This is a genomic window from Marinibacterium sp. SX1 (genome assembly GCF_050389775.1).
In the GTDB taxonomy this organism is placed as follows: Bacteria; Pseudomonadota; Alphaproteobacteria; order Rhodobacterales; family Rhodobacteraceae; genus Marinibacterium.
Window position 1 is genome coordinate 1,242,504 of the sequence record NZ_CP177144.1, and the last position, 15,066, is coordinate 1,257,569.

Annotated in this window: 9 protein-coding genes; 5 read left to right on the forward strand and 4 right to left on the reverse strand. The window is 67.1% G+C overall.

All coding sequences use genetic code 11. The features are described from left to right. Positions 1-3 precede the first annotated feature (3 nt). Positions 4-3,084, reverse strand: a complete 3,081-nt coding sequence (locus ACK3BB_RS05600) for a glycosyltransferase (protein WP_428927740.1) — start codon at positions 3,082-3,084, stop codon at positions 4-6. 333 nt (positions 3,085-3,417) lie between these two features. Here ACK3BB_RS05600 and ACK3BB_RS05605 point away from each other — a divergent pair, with 333 nt between their 5' ends. The 4 genes from ACK3BB_RS05605 to ACK3BB_RS05620 all read left to right on the forward strand — a co-directional run bounded on the left by ACK3BB_RS05605 (position 3,418) and on the right by ACK3BB_RS05620 (position 10,462). Then, entirely contained in the window at positions 3,418-4,620 is a 1,203-nt protein-coding gene (locus ACK3BB_RS05605; protein WP_428927741.1) for a polysaccharide pyruvyl transferase family protein, read from the forward strand. Between the two features lie 13 nt (positions 4,621-4,633). Then, on the forward strand, positions 4,634-6,316 hold the full coding sequence (locus ACK3BB_RS05610) for a tetratricopeptide repeat protein (protein WP_428927742.1): 1,683 nt from the start codon (positions 4,634-4,636) through the stop codon (positions 6,314-6,316). A gap of 123 nt (positions 6,317-6,439) precedes the next feature. Further along, positions 6,440-8,839, forward strand: a complete 2,400-nt coding sequence (locus tag ACK3BB_RS05615) for a PAS domain S-box protein (protein WP_428927743.1) — start codon at positions 6,440-6,442, stop codon at positions 8,837-8,839. Beyond that, positions 8,840-10,462, forward strand: coding sequence for a chemotaxis protein CheW (locus ACK3BB_RS05620; RefSeq protein WP_428927744.1), 1,623 nt, complete (start codon positions 8,840-8,842; stop codon positions 10,460-10,462). Between the two features lie 576 nt (positions 10,463-11,038). Here ACK3BB_RS05620 and ACK3BB_RS05625 read toward each other — a convergent pair. Further along, the gene (locus tag ACK3BB_RS05625) at positions 11,039-11,542 is read right to left on the reverse strand and encodes a lactoylglutathione lyase family protein (RefSeq protein ID WP_428927745.1); all 504 of its coding nucleotides are present in this window, start codon (positions 11,540-11,542) and stop codon (positions 11,039-11,041) included. Between the two features lie 99 nt (positions 11,543-11,641). On the opposite strand from ACK3BB_RS05625, the gene ACK3BB_RS05630 reads away from it, so the two are divergent. After that, positions 11,642-12,544, forward strand: coding sequence for a LysR family transcriptional regulator (locus ACK3BB_RS05630; protein ID WP_428927746.1), 903 nt, complete (start codon positions 11,642-11,644; stop codon positions 12,542-12,544). Here the strand turns inward: ACK3BB_RS05630 and ACK3BB_RS05635 are convergent. Together ACK3BB_RS05635 and ACK3BB_RS05640 are read right to left on the reverse strand one after the other, a co-directional pair. Continuing rightward, entirely contained in the window at positions 12,541-14,376 is a 1,836-nt protein-coding gene (locus ACK3BB_RS05635) for a sensor histidine kinase (RefSeq protein WP_428927747.1), read from the reverse strand. The genes ACK3BB_RS05630 and ACK3BB_RS05635 overlap by 4 nt on opposite strands. Next, positions 14,376-15,035: a LuxR C-terminal-related transcriptional regulator gene (locus ACK3BB_RS05640; RefSeq protein ID WP_428927748.1), complete on the reverse strand. Its 660-nt coding sequence runs from the start codon at positions 15,033-15,035 to the stop codon at positions 14,376-14,378. Before ACK3BB_RS05640 ends, ACK3BB_RS05635 begins: the two co-directional genes overlap by 1 nt. Positions 15,036-15,066: the final 31 nt, after the last annotated feature.

The following is a 15,066-nucleotide window of genomic DNA, read 5'->3' on the forward strand; positions in this document are numbered from 1 at the left end:
GGCCTATTCCTTGCCGAAATCCAGACCGAAGTCCGCGCCGATATCGCCGAGAGCCTTGTCGGACCCGGGGTGGGTATCCTTGCCGGTGAACCGATCGCGCAATCCCTGGTCGATGGCCGGCCAGATCCGGTCCATCCGCGCCGTCCAGGACAGCGAGCGGCTGAGCGCCTCGGGCAGGGGCCGGGGGCCCCGGGCCATCCGATCCTGCATCGCCGCATCCACGGCCCAGATGAAATTGTCGGTCGTCGAGGCCACGGCCACCTCGTCGCGCAGATCGTCGAGATTGGCGATGTCGGTGGTCACGACGCGCACGCCGAGCGAGCGGAAGACATACATCTTGAGCGGGTTCATCCGGTCGGACAGGTCCGAGCGTTCATGGGGCACGATGGCCACGTCGAAGGCCGCGATGCAGGCCCGGGCCATTTCGTAGCGCCGCACGCCCAGCACGTGGACATTGGGCAGGGCCTGCATGCGGGCCAGCTGCTTGGTATGGGACAGCTTGCCGATCAGCACGATCTGGTAATCCGGCCGGGACCGCGACAGGGATTCGACCAGGTCGAAATCGAACCGGTCGTTCATGTTGCCGACATAGCCCACGATCTTGTCGCCCAGCCGGGCGATCTCGGCCGCGGGGATCGGCGGGGTGTCGCGGATGTCGATGCCGTTGGGCACCAGCAGCGGGGTCTGGCCGCTCTCGGCCAGCCGGTCGGCGACGGGCTGGCAATTGGCGATGGACAGGTCGGTGCAGTCTTCCATGAACTTGTAGTTGCGGTCGAGCGCCCGCCGGCGCGCGGCATCGTTGTCCCAGAACCGCTGGTCGTCGATGTAATCGCTGACCACGAAGGGGAAATTGATGCGCCGCTGGACATCGGGAAAGGCATCGACGACCGGGCAGACCCAGGCCATGCAATTGTCGCGCATGTCCAGCTCGTCGAGCCAGGTGTCGACGGCATTGGGAAAGCTTTCCGGCCCCGGGACCTTGCGGCCGAGCAGGGTGTGGTGTTCCTGGCCCATGACAAAGCTGCGCCGGTAGACGTTGGGCTCGTCGGCAAAGCCGGTCAGGCGCATCAGCGTGTTCGACGAGATCAGCTTGCGCTCGGCCTCGGCGATCTCGCGCATCGGGTTGGGCTGGAACCGCAGCTGGGTGACTTCGATCGGCGCATCGACATGCAGCACGCGTCCGACCTCGGGGCGCAGGAGCAGCTGGTTCAGCAGCATGTCCTGGCGCCGGCCGTAGATCCCGGAGTCGTTCTGTTTCCAGAAGAACACGATGTTGACCGGCCGGTCCGGGTCGATGGCCCGGGCCACGCGGGGGCCGGTGGTGAGGTAGGGCGCACAGAGCCCTGCCAGGTCGTCGGGCAGGGTGCCGGGCATCTCGCGGTCGATGAAGCGCAGCAGGCGCGGGGTGTCGAAGGTGGCCGGAGCCGCCTGCGGGTGGTGGTTGCGGGCGTCGCGGTTCGCGCGGGCGGCATCGATGGCCTGCAACGCCCGGCGGCAATTGGGCGCATAGGCCATTTCCGCCTCGAAGAAGGGATGGGCGGCGGGGGTCTCACCCTCGGCCCGCCCGTCCAGCGCCTCGGCCAGGCGGTCGGCCAGGGTGTCGTCCCGGCGGATGGGCAGGGCGGCGCCGGCGGTGATGACATCGGCCACGGGCGGCACGTCGGTGATCAGCACCGTCGATCCCACGGCCACGGCATCGGTCAGCTTGGCCGGGGTCTGGCTTTGGGAAATCGCGCTGTCGGGGTCCTGCAACAGCACGACGACATCGGCCATGGCATTCAGGTCGAGCACCCGGGCGAAGGGCTGGGCCGGCAGTCGTTTCAGGCGCAGGCCGGGCATCTCGGCCAGTTCCTTTTCCATCGCCGGATCGACGACCGAGCCGGCGATGCAGAGGACAACCTCGGGCCGGTCCAGGGCAATGACCGCCCGGGCCAGGTCCAGAAGGCCCTTGTGCCGCCGGGGCGTGCCCAGAAACAGCACCACGCGGTCATCGTCGGCAAAGCCGAATTCGGCCCGCGTGTCGGGCCGGGCGGCGATGGCCGTCCGGGCGTCGGTGCCATTGCGCCCGTGGCGCACCAGGGTGGCATCGAACGTCTCGCACAGCGCCGGGTTGCAGGCCGTCAGACCGTCGACCGACGACAGGATGTCCATGCCCAGTTCGGTCCAGTCATGGCCCTGCGAGCGGGTCCATTCCTGCGGGGCCAGCGCCTTGACGAAGGCTTCGAGCGAGCGCGGGGCCTTGCCCTTGACGAAGGCCAGCTCGTCGTCGTCGATGTCGCACAGCAGGGTCGCGCCGTGGATCTCGCGGTAGAGCAGGCCGATCAGCAGGCCGGGGAAACGGGGCTTGGACACCCAGACCGTGCCCACCGGCCAGTCCCGCACCATGCGCAGGGCGCCTTCGAGCAGCTGGCGGAAATAGGGCGCATGCCAGCCGAAGATCGGCACCTGGCGCAGGGAGTCGGCCAGCGGCGGCCATAGCCCGTCGCCGTACATCGGGAAATAGGGCCCGGCCAGGGCGGTGGGCCGGGCGTCGCAGATCGTCTCGGCCATGGTGATGCCCCGCCCGACCACGTTGTGGCCGATGTCCCAGGACACCACCAGAACGCGATCCTCGGGCGCGGCGCTGCGGAAATCAGGCCGCCCGTCGCGCGGCTGGGCCTGCCATTCCTGCATGTCGACCGGAGCGTGCCATTCCCGTTCCATCGCCAGCTGGCTGACCAGCCGTTCCAGCCGGTTCTTGACCGGGCCGAAATTGGGCATCCGTTCGAGCGCCTCGCGGTAGAGTTCGACCGCGCGGTCGAAATCCAGCTGGGCCGTGGCCAGTTCGGCCTCGACCATCGGGGTCCATTCGAAATCGGGGAAATGTGTCCGCAGCCCCCGGACATGGGTTTGGGCCTGGTCGAGGCGGCCAGCCTGGACGGCAATGTCGGCCAGCCGGATCAGCGTGGTCGGGTTCGGCCCGAAGGCCTCAAGGGCGTTCTGGTAGGTCCGCTCGGCGCTGGCCTTGTCGCCGGCAAGGAACTGGTCGTCGGCTTGGCGCAGGATGCTATCCAGGGCATCTGCACTGTTGTTGCTTGCATTCACTACTATAGTACCTTTTCCCTTCCGAGACCTGACGCCCGGATGCCCGATCCCTTCGCCCGAAGGCGAAGATCGCGGGGTCCGTTCGCTCCGCTGCAGCCCAGCCGGTTTCCCGGTTCCCTGCCTGAACAACTGGAAGTTGACTTTCGCAAAGCGGAATAAAATTCCGTGGATGGAAAGCCATCAAGCCTCAGGAACACGTTGTACAAACTCGTAACTCGATGGCAAGATACATGAATCTTGAAATTGTCGCGAGCCGTGGCGCGGGACGCCGAGAAGTGAAAAAATGATCCCTACTATTTCAGTAATTTCCGAAGCATGACGCAGGTTAGCGTCATGTCCCGCCGCCTTGCCGTCTTTGGCACCTTTGATGTCGAGAATTACGGCGACCTGCTGTTCCCTCTGGTTGCCCAGGCCTGCCTCGCGGATGCGGGGGTCGAGGTCGTGCCCGTTTCGCCGACCGATTCGGCGGTCGGATATGCCGACAGCCACCGTCCGCTGTCCTTCGCTGAATTTGCCCGCGATCCCATGCGCTTCGACGGGGTGCTGATCGGCGGTGGCAATATCGTGCACCTGCGCGATTTCGGCCTGCCGGCCTATCCGTCCACGGCCTATGCCGCGCTCTGGCTCGGGGCGACGGCCCATGCCGTGGCCCATGGCCTGCCGGTCTGCTGGAACGCGCCGGGTGTGCTGGCGCCGCGCGACCCGGGGCCGCCGCCACCCTGGCTGGCCCGGGCGACGGCGGCGGCCGATCACTTTGCCGTGCGCGACGTGCCGAGCGCGGATGCCATGGGGCGCTGGAGCGGCCGGCGGCCGGAGGTCCTGCCCGATCCGGCGCTCGACCTGGCCCGGCTGTGGCCGCGCGATACGCTGATGGCCCGGGCAGGGGTGCTGTGGGGCGAGCTGGGGCTGGACGATGGCGGGCCGGTCATCGCGCTGCATGTCAAGCGGCGCAGCCTGCGTGACCAGCCGCTGGCCGAATTTGCCGCGGCTCTCGACGGGGCGCTGGCCGCAACGGGCGCGCGGGCTGTTCTGCTGGCGCTGGGGCGCTGTCACGACGATCATACGCTGGTGCAGGAGCTGCACGCGCTTGCCCCGGCGCGCACGGTGGCCTTTGCCCAGACCGACCGGCTGCGCGACATCGCGGCGGTCATTGCCGGGGCCACGGCCTATGTCGGGGCCTCGCTGCACGGCCATATCACCGCGGCGGCCTATGGCACCCCGGCGCGGGTGGTGGCGGTGCCGGCGCTGCACAAGTTCGCCGGCCAGGCCCGGACGATGGGCCGCAGCGACGACCTGGCCGCCGACTGGGCCGCGGCGCTGGAGGCCCTGCCCACAGTGCTGGCCGAGAACCGCCGGCCGCTGCCGGCAGAGGTCGGCACGCAGCTGTCGGGCCATTGGGCGCGGATCGCGGGCCTGGTCCGCGACGGGCGCACGGGGCCGGACCGCCCGGCGGTCTTCCGGCGGCCCAATATCGCACGGGCCCTGCAACGGGTGGTGGACGAGGCCAACGCGGCGCTGGCGCCGGCGGGCCGATAAGGAGACGACGGACATGGCAGAGACAACCGCGGCCGCAACCGATTGGGACAACGCAAAGATCAACCGGCAGATCGCGGCCGGCGAGTTCGAGGCCGCCGGCCCGGTGATCGAGGCCCGGCTGGAGGCCACGCCGGGCTTTCTGCCGGCGCGGATGGCGCGCATCCGCCTGCTGTTGGCCCGGGACGAGGTGGCCGAAGCCGCCCGGCTGGCCGCCGCGCTCTATGACGATGTGCAGGGCAATGCCTGGGTCTGGGTGCTGGCCGTGCAGGCGCTGGCCCGGGCGGGGCAGGCCGAGGCGCTCTGCGAGACCTTCATCGAAGGCGCGACCTGGCTCACGCTGGATGAAACGACCCTGTTGTCGGCCCTGAATGCCGCGATGCCGGCCGCCGGGGGCACTGCCGCCCAGCTGTCCCTGCTGCGCGAGGCCGTCCAGGTGCTGCCCGAGAACCGCGATATCCAGCTGCGCCTGGCCACCCGGGCCTATGCCCTGGGCCAGGTCGAGATGGCCATCGACATGCTGACCCGGGCCGAGGCCTCCGGCCCGCTGCCGGCCTATGCCCGGCGGGTCCAGAGCCAGCTTTATCCCCGGATGGGCAGCTGGGCCCAGGCGGCCGACCGGCTGGCCGCCGACATTGCCGCCCGGGACGAACCCGACGGCGATGTCGAACTGCTCTGCCGGCTCTGCCGCTACCAGGCCGCCGCCGGCCGGTTCGACGAGGCCGCCGTCACGCTGGATCGCGCGCTGCTGGCCCATCCCGAGGCCTGGCGGCCGATCTACCGGCTGACCCGGGTGTTCCTGCCCGCTGCGCAGGATGCCGCCCTGTTCGACCGGCTTGAGGCCTATCGCAAAGCCAATCCGACGGATCGCAACTGGCAGCTGCAATTTGCATTCTTTGCCCTGCGCGCGGGCCGGGATGCCACGGCCGTCGCGCTGCTGACCGACCTGGCCGGCGACGAGGTTGTCGGCCCGACGGCCCGCGACCTGCTGGCCGCGCTAGAGGCCCTGCCCGTGGCCGAACCGCGGCCCGGCGTGCTGGACCACGCGGATGTCCGGGTGATCCGCAAGGAGGGGGCCCGGGGCACGCTGGTATGTTTCGGCAATTTCCTTGGTGGCCTCAGCTATATCCCCGACCGCCGGCTCGATGCCGCGCTGGCCGATCTGCCGCTCAATGTCGTCTATCTGCGCGACCCTCATGGCCGGGCCTACCTGAACGGCATTCCCGGTCTTGGTCCCGACGCGCCGGCCAGTTTCGAGGCCCTGGGCCGGCTGGTCGCCGGGCTGGACGGCGAGCGCATCATTACCCTGGGCAGTTCGGCCGCCGGGCATGCGGCGCTGCGCGCGGGGCTGGCCATCGGTGCCGACCGGGTGATCTCGCTCGCGGGGCTGGTGACACCCGACCAGGCCGGCCAGGGCGAGGCCCAGCACAACCGCAATGCGCTCGATGAACTCTTTGGCCCCGACCTGGGCGCGCTGGATCTGCGCCCGGGGCTTGAGGCGCGGCCCGACACCCGGCTGTCGCTGGTCTTTGGCGATGCCTACGGGCCCGATGTCGCGCGCAGCGCGGCGGTGGCCGGGCTGGGGAACGTCGATCTGCACCCGATGGCCGGGGTGTCGACCCACCATTGCGCGATCGCGGCGATCAGCGACGGCACGCTGATCGGCCTTCTGCGACAGGGGCTTGGCCTGGACGGCTGAGCCTATTCCGCGCGACTGCCGGGTTTTTCGGGGATCGCGCGGATTGTAGGGATGAAATTAGGCAAGCCTTAAACCGGAGGGGGTAGACGAAAGGTCATTCCCGTTCCGGAGAGGAGGCTCCGCATGACCGCCGAAATGTCTGACCAGGACGTTGATCGCCTGCGGCAAATGGTGACCGAAGCAAGCATGTTTCTTCGGATCGACATGCCTGACCAGACCATTCAGACCGCCAATGCCAATGCGCGCGATCTTCTGGCCGGCAAGGATGGGGGCGTCACCGGCACGGCCTTTCCGTCCTATTTCGGCAATCCCGATTACGTGACGACCTGCCTGCAGACGGCATTGGAATCCGACCAGCTGGTGCAGTTCAACACCCGGCTGAAGGGCGGCGACGATGCCGCGACCTTCTTTGGCAGTGCCTTCCGCCCGGATGACAGCGGCAAGGCGGTGCTGGTGCAGGGGCGGCTGGTGCCCTTTGACAAGGAAACCGCGTCGAAGCTGCAGGCGCTCGACCGGTCGCAGGCCTCGATCGAGTTCCTGCCCGACGGCACCGTGCTGAAGGCCAATTCGAATTTCCTTGCCCTGATGGGCTACAAGGCCGACGAGATCGTCGGCGGCCACCACAGCATGTTCTGCCGCAAGGAATTTGCGAATTCACCCGATTACAAGATGATGTGGAACGCGCTCTGCCGGGGCGAGCCGCAGGACGGGGAATTCGAACGGATCGACAAGGCGGGCAATCCGATCTGGATCCGGGCGACCTATTACCCGGTCATCGGCCCTGACGGCAATGTGGCCAAGGTGTTCAAGGCCGCTTTCGATGTCACGGCGGAACATAATGCGTCCAACCAGATCCGCGGCCGGATGGAGGCGGTGAACAATTCCCAGCTGGTTGCCGAATATGCACCCGATGGCCGACTGGTCGAGATGAACAGCGCCTACCTGCGGGTGGCCGGTTTCGAATCCGGCGACCTGATCGACCAGCCGGCGATCCTGTTCTGGACCCGGGACGGGGTCGAGACCAAGGAATACCGCCAGGCCTGGAAACAGCTGGCGGCGGGCGAGACGGTGACGGGCATCCACCGGCGTTTCAACAAGCAGGGTCAGGATTTCTACCTGCGGTCCACCTTTACGCCGATCCGGGACCTGGACGGGCGGATCGATTGCATCGTCGAGCTGGGCCAGGACATCACGGACACGCGCATGCGCAATGCCGAGTTCGAGGGCATGGTCAACGCGATCCGCCGCGCCCAGGCGGTGATCGAGTTCGACCTCGACGGCAAGGTCCTGTCGGCAAATGCCAATTTCCTCGATCTGATGGGCTATGATTCGGCCGATGTCATCGGTCAGCACCACCGGATGTTCTGCAAGCCCGAGATCTTCGAGGCGCCGGATTACCGGGCCTTCTGGGAGAAGCTGGGCCGGGGCGAATTTGTCTCGGGCGAGTTCGAACGGGTGACACGATCGGGCCAGGAGGTCTTTATCCAGGCCAGTTATAACCCGATCATGGATCTGGATGGGCGGCCCATCAAGGTGGTCAAGTTCGCCACCGACGTGACGGCCCAGCGACGCCGGAACGCCGAGTTCGAAAGCAAGTTCAACGCGATCGACAAGTCGCAGGCGGTGATCGAGTTCGATCTGGAGGGCAATATCCTGGCCGCGAACGAGAATTTCCTGCGGGTCACGGGCTATTCCATGCGCGAGCTGCAGAGCCAGCATCATTCGATGTTCTGCACGGCGGAGTACGTCCAGTCGCAGGGCTATTCCGATTTCTGGACATCGTTGCGCAAGGGCGAAGAGCAGGGCGGGCGGTTCTGCCGGATTGCCAAGTTCGACCGCCAGTTCTGGATCCAGGCGACCTATGCGCCGCTCTTCGACATGCATGGCAAGCCGGTGGGCGTGATCAAATATGCCTATGACGTGACGGCGCAGGTCCAGCTTGAGAACCTCATCCGGGAAAAGGCCGAGACCATGAAGGGGATGGTCCAGGCGCTGGAAGGGTCCATCGAGCAGATCGGCGAGGCCACGGATTCGACCATGGCGGTGTCCAAGGACACACGGACGGCGGCCTCCGGCGGGTTCGAAGAGCTCAACCGTGCAATCGAGGTGATCGACCTGATCGACAAGAGTTCTAAGGAGGTCACGGAAATGGCCCGGGTGATCAGCGATATCGCCAATCAGACCAACCTTCTGGCCTTCAACGCCGCGATCGAGGCTGCCCGGGCCGGTGAATATGGTGTCGGTTTCTCGGTGGTGGCCGACGAGGTGCGCAAGCTGGCCGAGCGCAGTTCCAACGCCGCGCTCGAGATCACCCGTCTGGTCAACGAGAACGGCTCGCAGGTGTCGCTGGGCAAGGATCGGTCCAACTCGGCGCGCGCGGCTTTCGAGCGGATCGTGGAAAGCGTTCAGGACACGGGCGGTGCGGTGACCAAGATCTCCGATTCCGTGGGCAAGCAGAAGGATGTGTCGCGCGACGTGGTGAACCTGATTTCCACCCTGGCCCAAGTCACGCAGAGCGGCTGAATGGTCGCCCCCGAAGATCATGGCGTCCCCGGGATTGATGATGCCCTGGCAGGCGAAGGCGCAGCCGTTGCGCCACAGGCCGCCGCGGCTTCTGCCCCTGAGGTCATCCCGGCAGACCCTGCTTCCGTAACTCCAGATCAGGATGCAGCTGCCGCAGGCTTGACGGACACCACCACACCCGACGACCGGCCAAGTCGCGTGCAGGACACTCAGGCTGGTGCCAAAAGCGATGCGCCCATGGCGCTGATCGATCTCGGCGCCGCCAAGATCGCCATCGATGTGACGGACCTGCGCGAAGTCATGCCCGCGCCGGAAAAGCTGCAGGCTTTCCAATCCTCGGCGCCGGGCATTGTCGGCTGTGTCGCCTTGCGGGGTCAGGTGGTGCCCGTTGCCGATCTTGGCCCCCTGCTTGGCCTGCCTGGACGGCAGCCCGGGGATGAGCCGGGGGTGATTGTCATCATCGGCAATCAATCCCAAGCTTATGGCATCACGGCGCGCGCGGCCTTGCAGATCGTTCAGGCCCGCGATTGTGCGCCGCAATACATCACCCGTGACCAAACCGCGCTTGTCGACAGGCTGTTGGCCCGGCTTGTCCTTGTGGATGACGAGGCCATCGGTGTGCTGGATCCCCATGCCTTGCCCGCACTTGGCGTGCCTCTGTCACGATCGGACCGCGCCCAGGACCCAACTCGTGAGCCGACCGAGAATTTCCTGTTGTTCGAAACGGATGGCACCCGCTTCTGCCTGCCGCTGTCGGATATTCAGGCGACATTGCCCGAAGCATCGATCGATCCCAGCATCCTGCGCGCTGGGCCAAGCGAAGGCGGCATCGTGCACCATGGCACCGAGCGGGCCCTGCTCAACCTGTCGCGATACCTGGGCATGTCGACCTCGGGGGGGGGCGCCTCGCGGGCGTCGGCGGTTCTGCTGGAACGGGGCGAGGACCGGGCGCTGGCGCTGCGGGCGGACCATGTGCGCGACATCCTGAGCCTGACAGGCGGTCAGATCGCACGCATGCCCTCCTTGCTCAGCAACAACCCCGGCGTGTTTCGCGGCGTCTATACCCCGACCGAAGGCGAAGAGACCTACATCCTCGATGGGCAGGCGCTGGGCTGCGATCCGGTGCTGTCGTCCTTCGGGCATTTGCAGCATGAAGTCGGTGAAGACCCACCGGAAGATAATCGCAGCGCGACCGTCGATTTGAGCGAGCGGAGGACGGAACTGGCCTTACTGGTCGTGGCCGGCGTGCGTTGCGCGATCGAGGTGGCGGTGGTCGAGGAAATCGTCTCGGTCAGCCCGCGGGTCGCGGAACGGTGGAGCAATGGCATGCAATACCTGGGCAACATCACCTCGCGGCGGGGCGAGCTGATCCCGACTTTTTCCCTGGCGGCCTCTTTGGGGCACACGGCGGCGGCCGAAGCTGCCCTGCCGGCCATTGTTGTCATCCGGCGCAATGACGAACAGATCGGCCTGCTGGTGGACGAGATCTGCGCGTTGGAACGGATGGTTGTCATGTCCGAAAGCAAGAGCGACAGCGGTCGCATCCTGCAGCCGGTCAAGACGGAGGACAATTCGTTGTGGGAGGTCGTGCGGGCGGATGCGCTGCCTCTCTATGCGATGTGAGCGGCGTCCGGCGTGACCCGCCAGCGCTCTTTTTTCTGGTGGGGGTCGGCCAGGAGCGCGGCGGATGGAACCGTTGCGAGAGTGCGAGTGAAAGAAAAAACGCGCTCGAAAATGGGCGAAATGGCTTTCCCACGGCGTGGACCGAATGGTTCCTTTCAGAGCCGAGAGCCGAGAGCCGAGAGCCGAGAGCCGAGAGCCGAGAGCCGAGAGCCGAGAGCCGAGAGCCGAGAGCCGAGAGCCGAGAGCCGAGAGCCGAGAGCCGAGAGCCGAGAGCCGAGAGCCGAGAGCCGAGCCGAGAGCCGAGAGCCGAGAGCCGAGAGCCGAGAGCCGAGAGCCGAGAGCCGAGAGCCGAGAGCCGAGAGCCGAGAGCCGAGAGCCGAGAGCCGAGAGCCGAGAGCCGAGAGCCGAGAGCCGAGAGCCGAGGACAGGCTCGCTCCGGCAGACGTCGGGGCAGGCGGGCCGGGGCGATTGGGATCGCCCGCCCCCCTGCCGAGCCGGGCGATCGCGGTTTCGACGACCGCAAGCCAAAGGCGCCTGCGGTCGCGAAGGCCGGGAGCGTCCGGCAGGGGCGACCGATCAGGCGTAGGCGCCGGCCGAATAGGTCAATTCGTAGCTGTGCGAATACAGTTCAAAGACAATGCCGAAAGGATCTTCGACATAGACCATGCGATAGGGCTTTTCGCCCGGGAAATAGGACCGGACGGGCATGCGCTGGCGGCCGCCGGCGGCCACGATACGGGCCAGCAGGCCCTCGAGATCGGGATCCTGGATCGCAAAGTGGAATAGGCCGACCTGGCGATGAGGCAGGTTGTCGTCGGGGCGATGGTTCTCGGGGAATTCGAACAATTCGAACCCGATCCGGTCGGCGGTCGACAGGTGAGCAATGCGGAACCGTCCCCAGCCCGGGCCAAAGACATCGTTGCACATGACGCCGATGTCGCTGTCATCCTCGGCGATCTCGGTCGGCTCCATGATGACATAAAACCCCATCACATCGCGGTAAAAGGCAACCGCGGCGTCGAGATCGGGCACCGACAGGCCGATGTGGGAAAAGGTGCGGGGCGTTGTGGGCGTGGACATGATCCGTCTCCTGTGTCTGATCGGCAGGGATATGGGATGACGGGTGCTCGCGATCCAATTATCATTTGCACTGGAAATGATAACAATTTGGCATGACACGTGACGCTCAACGCCCAATGGCTCAACACCTTCGTGACGCTCTGCGAGATCGGGCATTTCACCCGGGCCGCGGCCAGCCTGAACATGACCCAGCCGGGGGTCAGCCAGCACCTGCGCAAGCTGGAGGAACAGGTCGGCCAGCCGCTTGTGTCGCGCGACGGCAAGAGCTTTGTGCCCACCCCGGCGGGCGAGGCGTTGCTGGCCATCGGTCAGCGCCGGCGCGAGGAAGAGCGGCAGCTGCGCGAGGGCCTGGGCCAGGACGATGCCGAGACCGGCGAGGTGCGGATCGGCACATCGGGCTCGCTGGCGCTGTTGCTCTATCCGCGGTTCCTGGACCTGATGGCGCAGGCGCCGGGGCTGACCGTGACACTGGAAGCCGCGCCGCAACGGCGGATCGAGGATGGCGTGCTGGCCGGCGAGCTGGACCTGGGTATCGCCGATCACGCCCCGCGCCGGGCGCGGCTGGACGGCCAGCGCATCGGCGAGGACGAGCTGTGCCTGATCCTGCCCGCGGCCGCGCCACCACCCGAGGATCTCGCGGCGCTGCAACGGCTTGGATTCATCGCCCATCCCGACGGCTTTGCCCATGCGGACGAATTGCTGGGCGCCAACTTTCCCGACGATTACCCCGGCGCCGACCGGTTGCGCCAGCGCAGCTTCATCAACCAGATCGGCCAGATCCCGGACCCGGTGGCGCGCGGGCTGGGCTATACGATCCTGCCGCGATCGGGGGTCGAGACCTGTGCCCAGAGGGACCGGCTGCGGGTCGTACCGCTGGCCCGCCCGATCCGGCACGAATTATGGCTGGTGCATCGTCGTGGCCGGGTGCTGCCCGCGCGTATCCGCCGGATCATCGAAGACATCCGCGACACGCTGGCCGGGGCCGAGGCGGGGCGCCCCTAGCCGGGCCAGGACAGCACGACCCGCGTGCCCCGGCCCGAACTGGTGATGTCGAGTTGGGCGCCAAGCGCGCCGGCGCGGCGTTTCATGCTGGTCAGCCCGATGCCCGCGCGGCGCCCGGAGGCGGGCTGGTCAAGGTCAAAGCCGTGGCCGTCATCGGCAACGGAAATGCTGTGTTCGCTGGCGGAAATGGTGATCTGGTGCGCCCCGGCATGGCGCACGGCATTGGTGATTGCCTCTTGCACGATGCGCAGCAGGGTCAGGGTTTGCGACGGGCCGGCTCCGGGCAGATGCGGTTCGGCCCAGATCCGCCAGACCAGGTCGACGTGATGCTCGTCGAAAATCGGTTCCAGCCGGCCGCGCAGCAGGCCCAGCTGGGTGGCGATGCTGTCGCCGGCCTCGATACTGTCGATCATCAGCCCCATGTCGCGCAGCGCGCCTTCGAGCGCGGCCTGCAGCACCGCGTCGCGTTCGGGCCGGGCGGACAGGTAGGCCAGCATGTTGACCAGCTGGCCGCCGACCCCGTCGTGCAGGTCAAGCAGGATGCGCTGGCGTTCCTCGTCGATGGCCTGCGCCCGGGTGCGATCGGCCAGGCGCTCGTAGGAGGCCTGCAGCTCGGCGGTCTTCTCGTCGATCGTGGTCTGCAGGGCGGCGGTCAGGTTTTCATATTGGGCGATGGACCGGGCAAGCTGAAAGAAGATCACCCAGAGCAGGCTGAGGATGAAGGCCACGGGGATCATCAGCGAGGTGATCGACGGCGCCCAGTCGGCCCAGAAATGGCGCGAGGCCCATTGCGCCAGGGCCAGCGACAGGGCCAGGGCGTAAAGCCCGAAGAGCACGGCGAAATTCAGCGGATGGGTGGCCTGGCGCCAGGCCACCAGCACGGTCAGCATGACCAGGGCCATCAGGATGAAGCCCAGCTGGTAGAGCGCGACGAAGGCCTGGAAGGCATCAAGGGGCAGCAGGGCCAGTGCGGCGCTGCCGGCCAGCAACAGGGCCAGGCAGGCCAGGCGCAGCCGCCGCAAGGGCACGCGCAGCAGGGCGCAGACGAAACAGAGCGTGCACCAGATCTGAAGGGCGGCGGCGGTGTTCCACAGGGTCAGCCAGGCGCGGTAATCGGTCAGCAGATTGGGATAGACCCAGTGATAGCAGACCGCCGCGCTGGCAAAGCTGGCGGCGGCCAGCCAGAAATACAGCATGTCCTCGCGATGCATCAGCCAGAAGAGCAGCACGGCGCCGCCGGCCAGCAGGACCAGGCTGAAATTCACCCGGGCGGTGCCGACGCGCAGGATGCCCCACAATTCATAGACGAAATCCAGGGGCGCGGCCGCGCCGACATAGACGGGATACAGCGCGATGTCCTGGAAACCGTGCGCGGCCAGGTCGATGTCGAGCCGGTTGCCCGTGGGCATCAGCGTGGCATTGGGCACGGTGGCGATGGCCGGGCGGTGCCAATGGTGGAAATTGCGCCAATGGCCGGTCAGCCAGGGCGCAGGCAGCAGGCGCTGGCCGTTGACCGACAGCGACACGGCATCGGAAAAGCGCGGCAGGAACACGGCGGTCACCCCGTCCTCAGCGCCGGTCCGGTCGAACCGCAGCGAGAACCGGGCGGCATGGATGCCGTCGCCGCCGGGCGGGCGATAGCGATGGGGCAGGGTGACGGGCACCGGATCAGCCCGGCAGCCGGTGGCATCGGCCAGGCAGAAGGCCGCATCGCGCAGCCGGTCGGCCCCGTCGAACTGGCGGTCGGACCCGGCCGGCAGCAACGAGATGAGGCCGGTCAGCACCAGCACAAGGGCAAGGCTGGCCGCGAAGGCCTGGATGATGCGGGGCATCAGAGAAGTCCGATCTGCGACGCGCGAGTCACGGCCTCGATATTGGTGCTGACTTTCAGTTTTTTGTAGGTGTTGTTTATGTGGATGCCCACGGTGCCGACGGTGATGCTGAGCATCTCGGCGATCTCGCGGCGCTTGTAGCCCCGGGCGACCAAGCTCAGGATTTCCTGTTCGCGCTGGGTCAGGCGCTCTTCTTCGGACAGGGCCCGGTCGGCGCTGTCGGGGGCCAGCATGTCGAGCAGGTAGCGCGCGATCTTGGGGTTCATCGGGCTGCCGCCGTTGATCACCTCTAGGATCTGGCGCGAGATTTCGCCCACCGGATCGCTCTTGAGCAGGTAGCCCCGGGCGCCGGCGCGGATGGCATCCATGGCCCGGCTGCGGTCGCCGAAGACCGAGATGACCATGCTGTCGCAGGGCCAGTCGACCCGGGCGGCGGCCTGGATGATTTCGACGCCGCTGCCGTCGGGCAGGCCGAGGTCGGTCAGGATGAACCGGGGTTTCCTGGCGTCGAAGAGGGCCCAGGCCGTGGCCAGGTCATGGGCCAGGCCGCAGACCTGCAGGTCGGGGCAGGCGTCGATGGCGGCCTTGAAGCGCAGGGCGGTGTGTTCCTGGTCCTCGATGATGAGGACGGAATGGGGAGGGGCGGGATGATCGCTCATCCCGCCCGCGTCCGGTGTCGATATGCCGGGG